Origin of the sequence: Pararhizobium sp., assembly GCF_965279435.1 — a bacterium.
Lineage (GTDB): Bacteria > Pseudomonadota > Alphaproteobacteria > Rhizobiales > Rhizobiaceae > Pararhizobium.
This window is the reverse complement of sequence record NZ_CBDIHY010000003.1, coordinates 160,675-174,138: the sequence shown is the minus strand read 5'-3', so window position 1 is coordinate 174,138 and position 13,464 is coordinate 160,675. Positions and strand designations below refer to the sequence as shown.

Below are 13,464 nucleotides of genomic sequence, written 5' to 3'. Positions count from 1 at the left end.
TCTGAATGCCCTATCGCTCAACTGAGATCCTGTCGCCCGGCCCGGCAGACAAGACACCGCTTCACACCATTGCACTGGCCCATGACCAGCGGCATCTGCGCCGCAAATTGCTGCATCTCGACAATGACGACGTGGTGATGCTCGATCTCAAGGAAGCCGTCATGCTGGCCGATGGCGATCTTCTGGTGCTCGACACCGGCGACCATGTTCGTATCGCTGCCGTCGCCGAACCGCTCTACGACATTCGCCCGCGTGATCCTCTCCACCTGATCGAACTCGCCTGGCATTTGGGCAACCGGCATCTCGCCGCCGAAATCCGGCTGGACCGGATCCTGATCCTGCGCGATCCGGTGATCAAGGCGATGCTGGAGGGCCTGGGTGCTACGCTCAGCGAGGTGACAGAAGCATTCCAGCCGATGCGCGGCGCCTATCATGGCTCAAGCGGACATTCGCATGGACATGGCAGCCACCATCACGCCCATGACTGACCGGGCCGGCACGCAGGCATTGCTTCGGCTGGTGACATGGATGTCGCCAGCTTTTCCGGTCGGCGCATTCTCCTATTCCGGCGGGCTCGAACAGGCGGTTCATGATGGTCTGGTCACCGGCGCGCCGGGGCTTGCCCGATGGCTGCAGGCGCTGATCGAGCATGGGTCGAGCTGGAATGATGCCGTGCTTTTGGCTGAGAGTTATTCTGCCTGTGGTGATGCGCCAAGACTTGCAGCGGTGCGGGAACTGGCGGAAGCGCAGGCCGGGTCACGCGAGCGGCATATGGAAACCATGTTGCAGGGGGAGGCGTTCCTGACAGCGGCTGCCCATTGGCCGCATCCGGTACTGGAAACCTTGAGCGGTGCCGTTGCCTATCCTGTTGCGATCGGTGCGGTTGCGGGCGCGCATCGCACCGGGCTGGAACCGGCGCTGGCAGCTTACCTACATTCGACCGCGTCCAATCTCGTCTCTGTGGCGATCCGCTGCGGCGTTACCGGACAGACACATGGCGTCGGTGTGCTGGCGGAACTGGAGCCGGTCATTGCCGAGACGGCCGCCAGAGCATCGGCGAGCACGCTGGACGATCTCGGCTCGGCAACCATCACGGCCGATATTTCGGCGCTGCGCCATGAGACTTTGCATTCGCGGCTCTTCCGGTCCTGACGGTTTCGAGCCCGCTTTCTTGAAAGGAATGTTTCGATGAAATCTGCCAATGGTCCCCTTCGCGTCGGCATCGGCGGTCCGGTCGGCTCCGGCAAGACGGCGCTGACCGACAAGCTCTGCAAGGCGATGCGCGAGAAATATTCGATCGCCGTCGTCACCAACGATATCTACACCAAGGAAGACGCCGAGGCGCTGGTACGGATGCAGGCGCTGCCATCGGACAGGATTGTCGGCGTTGAGACCGGTGGGTGCCCGCACACAGCAATCCGCGAGGATGCGACGATCAACCTGCAGGCCATCGCCGATCTCAACCGTAGCATTCCCGATCTTGACGTCATCTTCATCGAATCCGGCGGAGACAATCTTGCAGCGACCTTTTCGCCCGATCTCGCCGATATCACCATCTATGTCATTTCCGTCTGCCAGGGCGAGGAAATCCCGCGCAAGGGCGGCCCGGCGATCACCCGTTCGGACCTTTTGGTGATCAACAAGAAGGATCTGGCGCCCTATGTCGGCGCCGATCTTGACGTGATGGAGCGCGACGCCAGCCGAATGCGCGCCGATCGGCCGTTCGTGTTTTCCGACATGAAGCGCGGCGAGGGCGTCGAGACGATCGTCGATTTCCTAAGGGTCGAAGGCGGGCTGTAAAGGTCGCAATATTCCAGGACGTAAAAGCCCGGCCGCATTCTTGATGGGGCCGGGCTTTTTTATGTGAATTGCTGGAGCAATTATTCGGCTGCGAGCGCCGGATGGTTGATGACGTTGCCGCCGCGTTTGGGGCCTTCCAGCTTGTTCAGACGCTCCTGCAGTTCGTTGATCGTCTTGCTCTGATCGGTGACGATATCTGTCAGTGCTGCGTTTTCCAGCACTTCTGTTTCTTCATCCTTCTTGCCGACGAAGCGGCCGAAGATCTTGCCGAGCAGACGCGACAGGTCGTCCATGATCAGGAAGAAGGCCGGCACGACGAGGAGCGAGATCACCGTCGAAACGATAATGCCGCCGATCACCGCGATTGCCATCGGCGCACGGAATGAGCCACCTTCGCCAACGCCAAGCGCCGAGGGCAACATGCCCGCCGACATGGCGATCGAGGTCATGATGATCGGGCGTGCGCGCTTGCGTCCGGCCTCGATCATCGCTTCCGTCCGCTCCATACCGCGATGCATCATCTCGATGGCGAAATCCACCAGTAGAATGGCGTTTTTCGTGACGATACCCATCAGCATCAGAATGCCGATCAGGACCGGCATCGACATGGCGTTCTGTGTCACGATCAAGCCGATCGCTACGCCGCCGATAGCGAGCGGCAGGGAGAACAGGATCGTGAAAGGCTGGATGATGTTCTTGAACAGAAGGATCAGCACCACCAGCACCAGCATCAGGCCGAGCAACATGGCATTGCCGAAGCCCGCCTCCATTTCCGCCTGGACTTCGGCATCACCGCTTTCGAGGAACTCGACGCCCGCCGGCAGCTTGGTTTCCCGGGCAATCTCCTTGAAGCGATCCGAGGCCGTGTTGAGGGCGACGCCGATCGGCAGGTCCGCCCCCATGGTGACGACGCGGTTGCGATCGTAACGCTTGATCGAACTTGGGCCTTCCGAATAGTTGATATCGGCCACGGTCGAGATCGGCACAAGCGCACCGGCCGCCGTCTGAACCTTCAGATTGCGGATGGCGGCGAGATCGGTACGGAAATTCGTATCCACCTGGACGCGGATCGGGATCTGCCGGTCGTCGAGCGAGATTTTCGTCAGCGCCGCATCGATATCGCCGATCGTGGCGACGCGAACGACGTCGGCGATCTGCGAGGTCATGATGCCAAGACGCGACATCTGGTCGGCACGCGGACGGATCTGCAGTTCAGGCCGCGGCAAGGCGCCGTCCGGGCTGACATTGGCGAGCAGCGGCTCGTTGCGCAGTTTGGCTTCCAGCATGGCAACGGCCGTGTTGAGGGCGGCGTCGCTCTTCGAGAGAAGATTGAACGACAGGTCCCGTTCGCCACGGTCGTTGAGCTTCAGGATGCGGACGTCCGGAATGGAGCGAACGGCGGCATAAACCTGCTTTTCGATTTCAGCCTGCGGGATGATGCGGCCGGCCGGCGGCAATTTCGGCAGATACTGACCGATCACCGGTATCCGGCCGAAAACGTCGTTGACCACCTTGTTGAGAAGCGAGTGGTCGAGCTTTTCCAGCATGACGGTAATCGTCGCGCGGCGCAGTTCGAGGTCACCCTTCGGCGAGGCGCCGCCAAGAACGAAGATGCCTGCCACGCCGTTGAGATCCTTGATCCGGGCGTAGATTTCTTCTGTCGTCTTGTCGGTGTCTTCCAGTCGTGCATCCGGCGGCAATTCGACGGACAGGACAATACGCGATGCATCTTCTGTCGGCAGGAAGCTGCCTGGGACGGTCATCAAGAGCATGACCGATCCAATGACGAAACCGATGGCCGCCAGCATGGTTGCATAACGCATGTACCAGCGCCGGGTCGTCGTGCTGACCAGCCAGGTGTAGCCGCGCATCAGCCGGCCGTCGCTGTCATCGTGATGACCGTCACCGTCGCTGGATTTCATCAGATAGGCAGCCATCAGCGGCGTGATCAGCCGCGCGACCATCAGCGAGAAGAACACCGAGACCGCGACCGTCAGGCCGAACTGGATGAAGTATTGTCCGGGAATGCCGGGCATGAAGGAGACCGGCACGAACACCGCGATAATCGTGAACGTCGTCGCGATCACGGCAAGGCCGATTTCGTCGGCCGCTTCGATCGCGGCCCTATAGGGCGATTTGCCCATCTTGATGTGCCGGGCGATATTCTCGATCTCGACGATGGCGTCATCGACGAGAATGCCGGTCGCCAGCGTCAATGCGAGGAAGCTGACCAGGTTCAGCGAGAAGCCGAGCATGTCCATGACCCAGAAGGTCGGAACGGCCGACAGCGGCAGTGCCATGGCTGAGATCAGCGTTGCGCGCCAATTGCGCAGGAACAGCATGACCACGGCAACGGCGAGCAGAGCGCCTTCGAGCAGCGTATGGATCGCAGCTTCGTAGTTGCCATAGGTGTAATAGACGGAATCGTCGACCAGCTCGATCGATACGTCCGGGTTTTTCGCCCGCAGTTCTGTCAGTGTCTTTCCAACGGTTTCGGCGACCGAGACTTCGCTGGCTCCCTTGGCGCGGAAGACGGCGAAGGTCACGACCGGCGTGCTGTTGAAGCGCGAGAACGATTTTGGTTCTTCGTAGGTGTCTGTCACCTTGCCGAGTTCGGAAAGGCGCACGAACCTGCCGTTCGGCATGGCGATCATGGTGTTCGCCAGGCCTTCGACTGAGCGTGCGTCGCCGAGCGTGCGGATCGCCTGCTCGCTGCCGCCGACCTGACCACGGCCGGAGCCGAGGTCAGTGTTCATCTTGCGCAGCTGGTTGTTCACGTCCGAGGCGGTGATGCCATAGGAATTCAGGCGGGCATCGTTGAGCTCGACACGGACTTCGCGGTCCGCCCCGCCGTAACGGTCGATCCGGCCAATGCCGGACTTGCCCTGAAGCGCGCGCTTGACCGTATCGTCGACGAACCAGGAGATTTCCTCAAGCGTCATGCCTGGCGAGGAGACGGCAAAGGTCTGGATCGCCTGACCTTCGACATCGACCTTAGAGACGATCGGCTCTTCCACCGAGGCGGGCAGGTCGCCGCGGATGCGGTCGATCGCGTCCTTGGTGTCCTGAACGGCCTGGTTGGTCGGCACGTCCATCATGAACATCACGGCGGTGTTGGAAACCCCGTCGCTGATAGTCGAAGTAACGTGATCGACGCCGGAAATGCCGGCCACCGCATCCTCGATTTCTTTGGTAACCTGCGATTCAAGCTCTGCCGGTGCCGCCCCGCTCTGGGCGACGCTGATCGAGACGATCGGGACGTCGATGTTGGGGAAGCGCGTGATCGGCAGCGTGTTGAAGGATGAATATCCAAGATACATCAACAACACGAAGGCGAGGATCGGCGCAATCGGATTGCGAATTGCCCAAGCTGAAAAGTTCATGCCGCTCTTCCCGTCAATTGGTCGCCGTGGCGGCGGATGTCACCGGATTGATCTTGTCGCCGTCGCGCACATAAGCGCCGGCCTTGGCAACCACCTTGTCACCGGGCTTCAGACCCGTGGTGATCTCGATGAATTCACCGTCCTGAATACCTGTCGTCACTTTTGTCAGGTGAACAACGCCGTCATCGACCCGGCGCACGATCGTTTCTTTGCTGCCAACGGTAACGGCCGTCAGCGGCAGGACGATGGCCTGCTTTTCCTCAACGATGATCTGGGCATCGGCATACATGCCGACCCGGGCTTTTTCCGGCTCATTCAGCGAAATGTAGACAGCGCCCAAGCGGGTCTGGGCATCGATCATCGGCGAAATCAGCCGGACCTTGCCGTCGATCCTGGTCTTGCCATCGGCGAGTGTCACCACGGCCTTCTGGTCAATCGCCAACTTGATGAGGTCGGCCTCGTTGATATCGGCCCGCATTTCCAACTCGCCATCGCGAATGATCGTGAACAGCGGTTCGCCGGTGCCATTGGCAATGGCGCCGACCTTCGCGGTCTTTGCCGATATGATGCCGCTGACCGGGGACTTGACCTCGGTGCGGGCGAGCCGCAGGTCCAGATCCGAGATCTGCGCTTCGACAACCTTGATATCGGCCTTGGCGACCGCGATGAACTGTTCCGCCGAATTCACCCGGGCAAGCGCTGCGGTTGCTGCCGCTTTTTCCTGATCCCGCTGTGCGGTGGAGATGGATCCGGCTTCCGCGAGTTTCCGCGAGCGTTCGCTGACCCGTACGGCTTCCTCGGCATTAGCCTGCGCTTCGGCAAGCTGGGCCTGGTATTGCGCAAGCGAGGCGTAGGCCTTGGCAAGGCTTGCCGCGTACTGGCTCTTTTGCAGGATCAGCATGTCTTCGTTGAGGACGACCAGCGTGCTGTCAGCTTCCACCCGGTCGCCGACATCGGCGTTCAGCGTGCGGATCGACAATCCATCGACCTGCGGCGAGACGTAGGTCTCTTCCACGGCCTTGATGGCGCCGGTGGCGACGACACGGTCGACCACCGGTTTGTTCTCGACCTGGGTTACGACGATGGACGGCAATGTCTGCGTGGCTTTTGGCGCATCGGCCTCCTGCGCGAATGCTGTGCCGGACAGCAACGTCAGCATCAGGGCAGTGGAAATTCCAAACGCAAACGTCTTGTTAAGGGCCATCGGCTCACTTTCCTCGAATTCCGGATAAATTCAGTTCGCTGACGCCGAAAACCTTGCGGTAAGGGCTTTTCGCCGTCATGTGCAGGAAGGGAAGGAAATAGCGCGTCGATTGCAATGACGTTGCGCGTCAATTTTCCCCCGCATCCTCCTCAGAATGCCTCGGGCTCTATTTAGTTAGGCCCTTTCGGCTATGCAAGATCATAGAAATAAAGAATGGTGCCTCATTATTTTATTTGTTGAGTGCCATCAATGCAACTTCTGTTTTATGTCATTTTGTTGCGCATAAGTGTTTTTTAAGTGTCGTAAACGAGAAACGCGCGGAACCAGCCCGCGCGTTTCTTTGTCAAAAAGTATTATAAAAACGGCTACTTGAGAGCAGCGTCGGTAATCTCGTGCGTGAAGGCACCGACCGGTTCCTTGCTGATGACGGGATCGGAACCACCCTTCAGCAGCGAAGCAACAGTGCGTTTGTAGTCGGCATCATCCAGTGCACCATTCGAGCCCGCCGTCAGTTTGGCTACTTCGCTCATCATGCGCTTCTGGTGTTCTTCCGTCTGAGCACCCGTCGCATCGTTTTCAAGAACGATGCCGGCTGCTTCGTCCGTATGCTCTTCGGCATATTTCCAGCCCTTCATCGAAGCGCGGACGAATTTGACCATCTTTTCCTTGAAGGCCGGGTCCTTGAGCTTGTCTTCCAGCGCATAGAGGCCGTCTTCCAGCGTCGCGACGCCCTGATCCTGATACTTGAAGACGACGAGGTCTTCCGGCTTGATACCGGCGTCAATGACCTGCCAATATTCGTTATAGGTCATTGTGGAGATGCAGGCCGCCTGCTTCTGGATCAGCGGATCGACGTTGAAGCCCTGCTTCAGGACGGTGACGCCATCCGGGCCGCCATCGGTCTTGAGACCGAGCTGGCTCATCCAGGAGAGGAACGGATATTCATTGCCGAAGAACCAGACGCCGAGTGTCTTGCCCTTGAAATCGGCAGGGGAAGCGACGCCAGATTCCTTCAGGCAGGTCAGCATCATGCCGGAGGACTTGAACGGCTGGGCGATGTTGACGAGCGCCACGCCCTTTTCGCGGGTTGCAAGCGCGGATGGCATCCAGTCGACGACCACGTCGGCGCCGCCGCCGGCGATGACCTGCGGAGGAGCAATGTCCGGGCCGCCCGGCTTGATCTCGACATCCAGGCCTTCGGCTTCATAAAAGCCCTTGTCCTTGGCGACGTAATAGCCGGCGAACTGGGCCTGCGTGACCCATTTCAGCTGCAATACCACCTTGTCGGCGGCCATGGCATGGAATGCGGACAGCGAAAAAGCGCTTGCCAGCAGCAATGATGCAAGTCTCGTCTTCATGTCAGTTCCCTTTTTGTTATGCCGGCCCGACGCGAGCCGGCGGCTTTTTTGTTGTGCCCGCCCACCACGGACAGGCATTTCTTAAGCCGTCCGTGAATTTCGCACGGACGGATGCCAGAACGTGACAGCCCGCTCGATGAGCGCGACTATCCCGTAAAACGCGGAGCCAGCCACCGCCGCAACGGCGATTTCGGCCCAAACCATATCGACATTCATGCGTCCCACCTCGGTGGAAATCCTGAACCCCATGCCGACGATCGGGGTGCCGAAGAATTCAGCAACGATGGCACCGATCAGCGCCAAAGTGGAGTTGATCTTGAGTGCATTGAAAATGAAAGGCCATGCCGCCGGCAGACGCAATTTGACAAGTGTCTGAAACCAGCTGGCGGCATAGGTGTGCATCAGGTCGCGTTCCATCGAGCTTGCTGCAGCCAGTCCCGACACCGTGTTCACCAGCATCGGGAAGAAGGTCATGATGACCACGACTGCGACCTTCGACTGCCAGTCGAAGCCGAACCACATGACCATGATCGGCGCGACGCCGATGACGGGCAGGGCGGAGACGAAATTACCGAGTGGCAAAAGCCCCTTCTGCAGGAAAGGCGAGCGGTCAATGGCGATGGCGACGAGAAAGCCGAGGCTGCAACCCAGCGCATAGCCAATGATCACGGCCTTAAGGAAGGTCTGCTGAAAATCGGCCCAGAGTGTCGGCACCGAGTTGATCAGCCGTGTCCAGATCATCGAGGGCGGCGGCAAAAGGACCGAGGGGACATTGAAGCCTCGCACAACCCCTTCCCACAGGACCAGGATGCTGATGCCGAACAGCAGTGGCACGGCAAGGCGAACGGCCCGATTGGCGGGCACGTTCCTGAATTTCCGGCGCACCAGCCATTCATTGGTTGCCCAGGCGGCGAGCCAGAAGGCAATGGCGCCGAACAGAACAGCGTAATTCATGGCTTCATCCCCATGCGCTTGAGGACGGCGGTGTGGGCAAAGCCGACGATAACCACCAGGGTTGCGGCAAGGGCGGCTGCCATGAACAGAGCTGACCAGATCTGCACCGTCTGGCCATAATAGGAGCCGGCAAGCAGCCGGGCACCGAGGCCGGACACCGCTCCAGTCGGCAACTCTCCGACGATGGCACCGACCAGAGAAATAGCGATGGCAACCTTCAGCGAGGCGAAGAGATAGGGCATGGACGACGGCCAGCGCAGTTTCCAGAAGGTCTGCGCCGGGCTGGCATAATAGGTGTGCATCAGGTCGAGCTGGATCTGCTCAGGCGCGCGCAGCCCCTTCACCATGCCGACGACGATCGGGAAGAAGCTGAGATAGGTGGAGATCAGCGCCTTGGGGAGCAGGCCGGATATGCCGATGGCATTGAGCACGACGATGATCATCGGCGCGATGGCAAGGATGGGGATGGTCTGGCTGGCGATGACCCAGGGCATCAGCGAGCGGTCCATGGCGCGATTGTGAACGATGCCGACGGCGAGGACGATGCCGAGCACGGTGCCGATGCCAAAGCCGAGCAGGGTGGCGGATAGCGTGATCCAGGCATGATAGACGAGGCTGCGCTTGGAGGTGATCGGCATCAAGAATGTCGTATTCCAGATTTCGGCGATCACCTGATGCGGGGCCGGCAGCACCGGCCGTTGCTGGAACATGGTTTTCGGAAGGATTTCCGAGAAGGTGATTGTCGTTCCGGCGCGCGCGGCGGTGTCACGCTCGAACGGCGCATTGAGGAAAATGACGGCGACATACCAGATGACCAGCAGGGCAAGGAGGATGACCCCCACCGGCATGATCCTGTCGCGAAAGAAGCCCGTTTTTTCCATTCTCAAGCCTTTCCGTCGGCGGGTAACATCATCAACCCCATCGATACGATGCCAAGCGCCACGCCGGCCAGTTGCGGCAGGGTCATCCGCTCGCCGAAAAAGGCGAAGGCGATGACGTTGATCAAGACGAGCTGGACGATCGCCGAAGCCGAGATCGCCAGGGCCAAGCCCCCCTCACGCATCAGCCGCACCATCATCAGGTTGCCGACGCAATACAGGCCAAGCGAGAAGATGAGGATCAGGATGTTGTTGGTGGAGACATAATAGCGCGATGCGGTCGCGGCGCTGAGGAAGATGGCCATGGAGGCTGCGAGCCAGAGGATGAATTGGAGGTTCATTGGGTTGGCTCGATCTGTAGAAATGGCGAAATGGCTTGTTCTATGGCAAGAAAAACATAGTCCGGGCCGTCAATCACCTGTGCGTTGTCGAAACGTAGGACGAGAAAACCTTGATTCTGAAGGAACCGATCACGTTGGCTATCGTGCTGTCTTCCGATTGACGTTTCATGGCTATCGCCGTCCACTTCAATCACAATGCGAGCCGATAGCCAGGCAAAATCAGCGATGTAGGGGCCGATTGGAGTTTCGCGGCGGAAACGGGCGCCGCGCGCGCGAAAGTCTCGCAGGATATTCCACATTCTGGCTTCGGCTTTGGTCAATTCGGTGCGAAGCTTCTTGGCCCTTGTTCTGGTTTTCGGGTCGATATTGGAGTGCGGCAAGAAAGACCCCTCCCGGTTCGCTTCGCTCACCACCCTCCCCACAAGGGGGAGGGCAGGACCCGCGGCACCTGCTTCGCCAAATTGAAGACGATCAAGACTCAAGTTTGCCTTCGGGCTGTAATTTTGAAAATCAAGGGCTGGCCCGGTCAAGTCCCTCCCCCTTGTGGGGAGGGGTTGGGGAGGGGCCTTTGCCTCAAGCACCGAACAGCTACTCATCATAGCTATGCCCCGCTCTCAAACCTTCGCGCACCCGGCTGGCGATTTCCAGAAACTCGGGGCTTTCGCGGATATCGAGCGGGCGCTCCCTGGGCAATGTCGATTCGATGATATCCGTCACGCGGCCGGGACGGGGGCTCATGACGACGATCTTGGTGGAGAGATAGACAGCTTCCGGGATCGAGTGGGTGACGAAGCAGATGGTCTTGTTTGTCCGGTCCCAAAGCTTCAGGAGCTGTTCGTTCAGATGATCGCGGACGATTTCGTCCAGTGCGCCGAAGGGTTCGTCCATCAGCAGCAGGTCGGCATCGAAGGCGAGCGCGCGGGCGATCGAGGCGCGCTGCTGCATGCCGCCGGAGAGCTGCCACGGGAATTTCTTGCCGAAGCCGGTGAGGTTGACCAGATCCAGCGTGCGGTCGATGCGGGCTTTCTGGTCGGCAGCGCTGTAGCCCATGATTTCCAGCGGTAGGGCGATGTTCTTCTCGATCGTGCGCCAGGGATAAAGGGCCGCGGCCTGAAAGACATAGCCGTAGGAGCGGTTCTTGCGGGCATCTTCCGGCGTGGTGCCGTTCACGGTGATCGAGCCGGAAGTGGGTTTTTCCAGATCGGCGATAACCCGCAGGAAGGTGGTCTTGCCACAGCCGGAGGGGCCAATGAAGGAAACAAAATCGCCCTTGTTGACGTCGAGATTGACGCCTGTCAGGGCGTTGACCGGGCCGTCATTGGTCTCGAAGGTCAGGCCAAGATCGCGGGCCGAAACGACGGATGCTGGTGTTGTTGTCATTGTGTCCGGTGCGCTCCGCCCTGAATGCCATTGGCTGGAAGTTTGGTGTGAGGTCATTCGGCTCTCTGTCTTCGATAGTCGTACTTCATATTTTTTGAATGAGGTATGCCGCCCGCGATGATGTTGCCGGGGAGATGGGAAAATGTCTGCTGGACCAGCCCTGTTCGGCGGTGATCGCCCGCACCGATCCGAACAAACAGGAAAGCGTCATCCCGCTGCCCGAACGGGAGGTTTAATCTCGGAGTTGCGTAGGTTGGCCCGTGATGGCGCCTCTTGCCCGCCGGCTGGCGACAGAGTGATTGGGTTGATGGAGGGCGGCTCATTTGCATTTCTTCAAAGGCCCCCAGCGTGTCCCGTCCTTGAAGGCGATGGTGTAGTCCTTGCCCGTGCGCAGGATTTCGACGCTCTCGTCAGCCTCGCCGCTTTCCCCTTCTTTGCTGCAGGAGACTGTTGCGGTAAAGGATGTCCCGTTCTTCATCACAGGGGCTTTGAAGCTGCAATAGGATGCTGCCGTGGTGATGCCTTCGTTGGTCAACAGGAAGAAATTGTCCGAACCGGTGGATTCGCCGGTCTTGGCATAGGCGCAGCCATCTTTGTTGCCATAGGAGCCGTCAAGAAAGGCTTGCTGCGCATCGGCCGCTCCAGTCATGGCGAGGCCGGTCACAACGAACAAAGAAATGCGCTGTGCCGCTCTCACCATCACACCCCGCTTGCCGGAATGCCGGTGCGCTGGACCTTGCGCGGGGCGGTGATATCTTTCCAGGCCGACAGCGCCCTGTTGACGGCGGTGAAGGGTTCTCGGCTGACGAACTTGCCCTGGCCTTCGCGGGTCTTGATCGTCGATTCCTCGATGGCGACCACGCCGCCTGTCAAGGTGTAGCGCGGCAGGCCGGTAACCTGCTTGCCTTCGAAGACGTTGTAGTCGATCGCCGACTGCTGGCTTGCAGCCGAGATCGTTTTCGAGCGCTTCGGATCCCAGACGACGAGATCGGCATCGGCGCCGACAAGGATCGCGCCCTTCTTCGGGTACATGTTGAGGATCTTGGCAATGTTGGTCGAGGTGACGGCGACGAACTCGTTCATGGTGATGCGGCCGGTGGCGACGCCATGGGTCCAGAGCATCGGCATACGGTCTTCAAGCCCGCCGGTGCCGTTGGGGATCTTGGTGAAATCGCCGACGCCGAAACGCTTTTGCGCCGTCGTGAAAGCGCAATGGTCGGTTGCCACCACCTGCAGGGAACCGGCGGCAAGGCCTGCCCAAAGTGAGTCCTGATGCTGCTTGTTGCGGAACGGCGGCGACATGACGCGGCGGGCGGCGTGATCCCAGTCGGGATTGGCATATTCGCTTTCGTCCAGCGTCAGGTGCTGGATCAGCGGTTCGCCGTAGACGCGCATGCCGTTCTGACGGGCACGGCGGATCGCCTCATGTGCCTGTTCGCAGGAGGTATGCACGACGTAGAGCGGGCTGCCCGCCATGTCGGCGATGATGATCGCGCGGTTGGTGGCTTCGCCCTCGACGGCGGCGGGGCGGGAATAGGCGTGGGCTTCCGGGCCGTTGTTGCCATCTGCGAGCAGCTTTGCTTGCATCTGCGCGACGATATCGCCGTTTTCGGCATGCACCATGGGCAGGGCGCCAAGCTCGGCGCAGCGCTGGAAGGAGTGGAACATCTCGTCGTCATCCACCATCAGGGCGCCCTTGTAGGCCATGAAGTGCTTGAACGAGTTGATGCCCTTGTCCTGAACGATCGTCTGCATCTCGTTGAAGACCTGCTCGCTCCACCAGGTAATCGCCATGTGGAAGGAGAAGTCGCAATTGGCTCGTGAGGTCTTGTTGTCCCACATGGTGAGTGCTTCCAAGAGCGACTGGCCGGGGGCGGGCAGGGCGAAGTCGACGACCATCGTCGTGCCGCCGGAGAGCGCTGCCCGCGTGCCGCTCTCGAAATCGTCAGAAGAATAGGTGCCCATGAACGGCATTTCGAGATGGGTGTGCGGATCAATGCCGCCGGGCATGACATAACAACCGGTCGCATCCAGCGTCTCATCGCCTAGGAGGTTCGGCCCGATCTCGACAATCCTGCCGCCGTCCACCTTGACGTCGGCTTTGTAGGTGAGGTCGGCGGTGACGATGGTTCCGTTTTTGATGACTGTGGTCATGGTTTATCTCCG

General features: G+C 59.8%; 13 protein-coding genes. 3 read left to right on the top strand and 10 right to left on the bottom strand.

What is annotated here, in order from left to right; all coding sequences use genetic code 11:
* Window positions 1-5 precede the first annotated feature (5 nt).
* Genes ureE through ureG form a run of 3 tightly spaced genes read left to right on the top strand, consistent with a single transcriptional unit; the run spans window position 6 to window position 1,800 of the window.
* Complete coding sequence (gene ureE, locus ACQY8Q_RS06540) at window positions 6-488, top strand: urease accessory protein UreE (RefSeq protein WP_428425874.1); 483 nt, start codon at window positions 6-8, stop codon at window positions 486-488.
* Window positions 481-1,152 (top strand): urease accessory protein UreF, encoded by a 672-nt coding sequence (locus tag ACQY8Q_RS06535; protein ID WP_428429686.1) that lies wholly within the window; start codon window positions 481-483, stop codon window positions 1,150-1,152. The genes ureE and ACQY8Q_RS06535 overlap by 8 nt, the downstream gene beginning before the upstream one ends.
* A 36-nt stretch (window positions 1,153-1,188) precedes the next feature.
* The gene (gene ureG / locus ACQY8Q_RS06530; protein WP_428425873.1) at window positions 1,189-1,800 is read left to right on the top strand and encodes an urease accessory protein UreG; all 612 of its coding nucleotides are present in this window, start codon (window positions 1,189-1,191) and stop codon (window positions 1,798-1,800) included.
* Window positions 1,801-1,880: 80 nt separating this feature from the next.
* Here ureG and ACQY8Q_RS06525 read toward each other — a convergent pair whose 3' ends face one another.
* From ACQY8Q_RS06525 to hydA, 10 genes are all read right to left on the bottom strand, one after another.
* Window positions 1,881-5,183, bottom strand: a complete 3,303-nt coding sequence (locus ACQY8Q_RS06525) for an efflux RND transporter permease subunit (RefSeq protein ID WP_428425872.1) — start codon at window positions 5,181-5,183, stop codon at window positions 1,881-1,883.
* Window positions 5,184-5,196: 13 nt separating this feature from the next.
* The gene (locus tag ACQY8Q_RS06520; RefSeq protein ID WP_428425871.1) at window positions 5,197-6,387 is read right to left on the bottom strand and encodes an efflux RND transporter periplasmic adaptor subunit; all 1,191 of its coding nucleotides are present in this window, start codon (window positions 6,385-6,387) and stop codon (window positions 5,197-5,199) included.
* A 365-nt stretch (window positions 6,388-6,752) separates the two neighbouring features.
* Complete coding sequence (locus ACQY8Q_RS06515; RefSeq protein WP_428425870.1) at window positions 6,753-7,745, bottom strand: ABC transporter substrate-binding protein; 993 nt, start codon at window positions 7,743-7,745, stop codon at window positions 6,753-6,755.
* Window positions 7,746-7,826: 81 nt separating this feature from the next.
* The gene (locus ACQY8Q_RS06510; RefSeq protein ID WP_428425869.1) at window positions 7,827-8,699 is read right to left on the bottom strand and encodes an ABC transporter permease; all 873 of its coding nucleotides are present in this window, start codon (window positions 8,697-8,699) and stop codon (window positions 7,827-7,829) included.
* Window positions 8,696-9,580 carry an ABC transporter permease gene (locus ACQY8Q_RS06505; protein WP_428425868.1) on the bottom strand — a complete coding sequence of 295 codons (885 nt, stop codon included), beginning with the start codon at window positions 9,578-9,580 and terminating at the stop codon, window positions 8,696-8,698. Before ACQY8Q_RS06505 ends, ACQY8Q_RS06510 begins: the two co-directional genes overlap by 4 nt.
* Window positions 9,581-9,582: 2 nt before the next feature.
* Window positions 9,583-9,918, bottom strand: coding sequence for a hypothetical protein (locus ACQY8Q_RS06500; RefSeq protein ID WP_428425867.1), 336 nt, complete (start codon window positions 9,916-9,918; stop codon window positions 9,583-9,585).
* The gene (locus tag ACQY8Q_RS06495; protein ID WP_428425866.1) at window positions 9,915-10,448 is read right to left on the bottom strand and encodes an endonuclease domain-containing protein; all 534 of its coding nucleotides are present in this window, start codon (window positions 10,446-10,448) and stop codon (window positions 9,915-9,917) included. Before ACQY8Q_RS06495 ends, ACQY8Q_RS06500 begins: the two co-directional genes overlap by 4 nt.
* 58 nt (window positions 10,449-10,506) lie before the next feature.
* On the bottom strand, window positions 10,507-11,298 hold the full coding sequence (locus ACQY8Q_RS06490) for an ABC transporter ATP-binding protein (RefSeq protein ID WP_428425865.1): 792 nt from the start codon (window positions 11,296-11,298) through the stop codon (window positions 10,507-10,509).
* Between the two features lie 319 nt (window positions 11,299-11,617).
* A complete protein-coding gene (locus ACQY8Q_RS06485) occupies window positions 11,618-11,998 on the bottom strand; it encodes a hypothetical protein (RefSeq protein ID WP_428425864.1) in 381 nt (126 codons plus the stop codon).
* A complete protein-coding gene (gene hydA, locus ACQY8Q_RS06480; RefSeq protein ID WP_428425863.1) occupies window positions 11,998-13,452 on the bottom strand; it encodes a dihydropyrimidinase in 1,455 nt (484 codons plus the stop codon). Before hydA ends, ACQY8Q_RS06485 begins: the two co-directional genes overlap by 1 nt.
* Window positions 13,453-13,464 lie beyond the last annotated feature (12 nt).

Coding starts and splice junctions, on each gene's coding strand:
- ureE (WP_428425874.1), top strand. CDS start 6: ATGCCCTATCGCTCAACTGAGATCCTGTCGCCCGGCCCGGCAGACAAG.
- ACQY8Q_RS06535 (WP_428429686.1), top strand. CDS start 481: ATGACTGACCGGGCCGGCACGCAGGCATTGCTTCGGCTGGTGACATGG.
- ureG (WP_428425873.1), top strand. CDS start 1,189: ATGAAATCTGCCAATGGTCCCCTTCGCGTCGGCATCGGCGGTCCGGTC.
- ACQY8Q_RS06525 (WP_428425872.1), bottom strand. CDS start 5,183: ATGAACTTTTCAGCTTGGGCAATTCGCAATCCGATTGCGCCGATCCTC.
- ACQY8Q_RS06520 (WP_428425871.1), bottom strand. CDS start 6,387: ATGGCCCTTAACAAGACGTTTGCGTTTGGAATTTCCACTGCCCTGATG.
- ACQY8Q_RS06515 (WP_428425870.1), bottom strand. CDS start 7,745: ATGAAGACGAGACTTGCATCATTGCTGCTGGCAAGCGCTTTTTCGCTG.
- ACQY8Q_RS06510 (WP_428425869.1), bottom strand. CDS start 8,699: ATGAATTACGCTGTTCTGTTCGGCGCCATTGCCTTCTGGCTCGCCGCC.
- ACQY8Q_RS06505 (WP_428425868.1), bottom strand. CDS start 9,580: ATGGAAAAAACGGGCTTCTTTCGCGACAGGATCATGCCGGTGGGGGTC.
- ACQY8Q_RS06500 (WP_428425867.1), bottom strand. CDS start 9,918: ATGAACCTCCAATTCATCCTCTGGCTCGCAGCCTCCATGGCCATCTTC.
- ACQY8Q_RS06490 (WP_428425865.1), bottom strand. CDS start 11,298: ATGACAACAACACCAGCATCCGTCGTTTCGGCCCGCGATCTTGGCCTG.
- ACQY8Q_RS06485 (WP_428425864.1), bottom strand. CDS start 11,998: ATGGTGAGAGCGGCACAGCGCATTTCTTTGTTCGTTGTGACCGGCCTC.
- hydA (WP_428425863.1), bottom strand. CDS start 13,452: ATGACCACAGTCATCAAAAACGGAACCATCGTCACCGCCGACCTCACC.